Origin of the sequence: Dialister sp. CAG:357 (genome assembly GCF_000435155.1) — a bacterium.
Classification (GTDB): Bacteria; Bacillota; Negativicutes; order Veillonellales; family Dialisteraceae; genus Dialister; species Dialister hominis.
The window spans coordinates 1-3,519 of the sequence record NZ_FR896394.1; the positions used below are offsets into that span (position 1 = coordinate 1).

A 3,519-nucleotide genomic window follows, 5' to 3' on the forward strand; every position below is an offset into this window, starting at 1 on the left:
ATTTTTATCCCACAAAAAAGCGTGAAGAACCTAATTTAAAGTATCTGAATGTTTTATAATCAAATTCAGCTGTTGTTGGAGCCTTTAATACCTTTTTGACCATTTCTTTGGCTTGTCTTTCCATTTGATTTTCTTCACTAACACTTAATACATAATCGCTAGGTTGATGTACGGCTTGTCCATCTTTATACATAATGATTTCTTTTAATTTAATAGTTTCGACTTTATTATCTTTGTCTAAAAATAAATGTGTATAACCACCTTTCGCAGTAACATTTAAAGAATACATGCCTTTTTCATCTTTAGTTGCATCTGTTACTGATTCAACACCAATAGAATTCAATGCTGCTTCAATATTTTTTGCATCGTCAACAGAAATCCCAAACTTTTTACAGAAAACAATTTTAGAAGCATATTCTTTATCTGCTCTACTCATTTCAGATATTCCACTTTGTTGCGATAACATCGCATCATCTGGTGTAGCTTTAACCATTAGAAACAGAGACACAAAACACATCGCCAGGTAAAATAAACAAATTTGTTTTCTTTTCAACTCTGGTCTTTTTCCAATGTTCCCCATTTAGGTTTTATGATAGATATTAAAAGCATTATCACACAGAAGAGAAAGAGTAAGAAAGCTAGGATAATCATTATTTTCAACCCCTTAAAAGATAAACAAAATATCATTTCTATACATTTTTAGATATAAGATAAATTTTTTAAAATTGCAAATCGAAATTAAACACTTTCTAAATCCGCCAGTTTATACACTTCTTCAATAAATGCCTCTTAAAATTCGCCAATATGAATTTTAAGAGGCATTTAATATAATACAATGATATTAATTATATAAGTTTTTTTCTTTCCACTTCCCCTCACCATCAAAAAATCCCGCTCTTTTTTCAAAAAGCGGGAAAATTTTTTTATTTTCTCCGGATTTTTCCTATACCTTTTTTCGATTATCTATATAGGACTACTGGAAGCGGGAGGCTTCGGCTTTGGCGAGCTGGTCGCAGAGTTCGTTGTACTGTGCGCCGGCGTGGCCTTTTGTCCATTCGAAGGAAAGGGCGTGGGAGGTGAGGAAGGCGTCTATTCCTTTCCAGAGGTCCTGGTTCAGGACGGGGGTGCCTTTGGTTGTGATCCAGCCGTTTCTTTTCCAGTTGTTCAGCCATCTCTGGGTGATGGCTCTCTGGAGGTACTTGCTGTCGGTGCAGAAGGTGATTTGTCTTCTCTTGCCGTCCTGGCTGATCCATTTGAGGGCTTCGTAGGCAGCGCGGAGTTCCATTCTGTTGTTGGTGGTGCCTGGTTCGCCGCCGGTCAGGTGGAGGAAGGCTTCTCCTTCTTCTGTGAGGAATACGGCAGCGAAGCCTCCGGGGCCGTCCGGGTTGGAGAGGCAGGAGCCGTCGGTGTAGATGGTGAGGGTATCAGGGACTCTGAAGCCGGCTTTCAAGGCTGGTCCGAGTTTCTTGGCTTTGGCCGGGAATGTCTTTTCTGCTTCTGCGATGTCCTTGGCTCCTTTTGCCGAGGATTTCGCCGCAGCGGGTGCTCCGGCAGAAGCAGCCGTGCCGGCGGGTTTTACGATTTTCGGTGCTTCTTTGACGGGTTTTCCGTACCATGCTTCGGCATCTTCCTTGGTGACGAAGCTTTTGTAAACGGCGCCGTTGAAGCCCTGGACTTCTTTCTTGCAGTCGTCCCAGGTGTAGTAGACGCCGGGGTTCCTGCCGCGTTTGACGACGTAGTATTTCTTTTTCTGTCTTGTATTGCCCAAGGCTATTTTCACGCTTCTTTCTTCTGCTTTTTTATCGAGCTTCAGGGTCCCGTCTTCGATCATTTTCCAGAAGCAGTAGATGGTCGCTTTCGTGTCGGCGAGGCTGTCGTGCCAGCCTTCTCCGTCGTAGCCGTAGTGTTTGGCGCACGTGATGAGTTTCTGCCAGCGGATGTTTCCTGTGAAGGGATCGCGTTCGCCGTATTTTTCGGAGAAGGGGGGCATGATGTCGATGTAGATGGTTTTCTTTGGATCGGGCAGGGTAAGGCCGCTCTGGAGGAGCATCTGCACGTCGAAGGGAAGGTTGTATCCGACGATGGTCTCTGCATTGCCGAGCATTTCCTGGATTTCTTCCTTATGGTCGAGGATGAAGGGACATTTGCTGACCATGGCAGGGGAGATGTGGTTCACTTTCTCGGCTTCGGGCCATGACGAGTTTTTCTTCGGACGGAAATATTGATTCATCCGCACAGCGCCTTCGCCGTCAATGACGGAGAGCTGCAGGATCTCGGCATTGGGGCCGACTCCGGTGGTTTCCGTGTCCAGTGCGAGTATTCTGTCTTTATCCATTTTTTCCTCCTTGCTTGCGGAGTTATTCTCTCCACTCCGCTTCCTTCCTGTAAGCGCCGCCGTCAGCGGGTACTTCAAGGTTTTTGTCATGACGGAGGCGGCGGTTCAGGATGGTCCTGATTTTCTTTCCGTTCTTTTTCTTGTCTTCCGGGAGTTCTTCTTCCCATTTTTTCCCGATTTTTTCTTTTTCGTACATCTTGCGAGCGTACTGGCTCAGCCTGTCTTCCCGGGTGACTTTCTGTGGACGTTTCATGACTTCTTTCCTTTCGCTGACTTATCTCCCGCAGCAGTTTGTGACTCGGAGGGGAGGCATTCACTGCCAGTATAACAGCTTTCTTACTGCTTTGTAAATTTATACCTTAATAAGTAGGGAAATCGCTTGCAGCAGCGGGATTTTTCGGACTTTTGCGACTAAATGTTCGCCTTAGGAGGCACAATTTATGGTACTGTCATATTCTTTTTTCTCTATATCTTGTGAATGTACAAGGGAGCCGATAGATGATAGAATAAAGTTATTCACAAGGTTAATCACTTTTGCACAGAGTTGTTTAAGTGCATTTTCCTTCGATAATATCGAATTGATCGGACTTTTATTTCTTGATTTATTCACCAGAATTCACATTTTTTTCACAAGGTTAATCACAACTGTCAACATATGAGGTTTTTATATGGATCTATTTTCACTCTGGGAGGATTTAGTTACTTATATTAAGTCGAATGATTCCGAGTATTCAGAAATGTTTGAACTTCACTTGTACCCTGTCTCACTTTCAGGCTCGGTACTGACGATTTCCACGGACCACACACTGCCGAAGTACCAGGTCGCATGGCTGGCCAATGTGTATTCCAGAAAACTGGAGAGTTACATTCTTAAAACGAAGAATCAGCAGATCACAATACAAGTAGATAACTACCGTCCTCCAAAAATAACGCCGAATGACGGCCCGGGTCCCGTTTCCGCCCATGCTCCTGCCAAGGATATGGAAAGGGAAAAGGCCCGCAATGTTGTCCCGCCTGCTCCTTCTCCGGCACCGTTCCCCGAAGGGGGCATCCCTTCGCCATTTCCGGAAGGGAATGAGCCTGCTCCCGTGATGGAAAGCAAGGCAGCCGATCCGTTCCCGGAAGAAGCAGCGCCTCCGGATTTCACAAATCTGAAGCCGAAGTCGGCCGACGAGGTCGCTCTT

The 3,519-nt window shown here is 45.0% G+C and carries 3 protein-coding genes and 1 pseudogene; 1 reads left to right on the top strand and 3 read right to left on the bottom strand.

Annotated elements, in window-relative coordinates; genetic code table 11:
* Window positions 1-4: 4 nt before the first annotated feature.
* The 3 genes from M3200_RS02900 to M3200_RS02910 form a co-directional block, all read right to left on the bottom strand.
* Entirely contained in the window at window positions 5-580 is a 576-nt protein-coding gene (locus M3200_RS02900; RefSeq protein ID WP_288178099.1) for a hypothetical protein, read from the bottom strand.
* A 393-nt stretch (window positions 581-973) separates the two neighbouring features.
* Entirely contained in the window at window positions 974-2,335 is a 1,362-nt protein-coding gene (locus M3200_RS02905) for a ribonuclease H1 domain-containing protein (RefSeq protein WP_022382040.1), read from the bottom strand.
* A gap of 22 nt (window positions 2,336-2,357) precedes the next feature.
* Window positions 2,358-2,588 (bottom strand): hypothetical protein, encoded by a 231-nt coding sequence (locus M3200_RS02910; RefSeq protein ID WP_022382041.1) that lies wholly within the window; start codon window positions 2,586-2,588, stop codon window positions 2,358-2,360.
* Between the two features lie 415 nt (window positions 2,589-3,003).
* On the opposite strand from M3200_RS02910, the pseudogene M3200_RS02915 reads away from it, so the two are divergent.
* Window positions 3,004-3,519: pseudogene (locus tag M3200_RS02915) on the top strand (hypothetical protein); the annotation flags it as partial.

Excerpts from the sequence above, each read along its gene's own strand:
- M3200_RS02910 (WP_022382041.1), bottom strand. The coding sequence starts at position 2,588 with ATGAAACGTCCACAGAAAGTCACCCGGGAAGACAGGCTGAGCCAGTAC.
- M3200_RS02905 (WP_022382040.1), bottom strand. The coding sequence starts at position 2,335 with ATGGATAAAGACAGAATACTCGCACTGGACACGGAAACCACCGGAGTC.
- M3200_RS02900 (WP_288178099.1), bottom strand. The coding sequence starts at position 580 with ATGGGGAACATTGGAAAAAGACCAGAGTTGAAAAGAAAACAAATTTGT.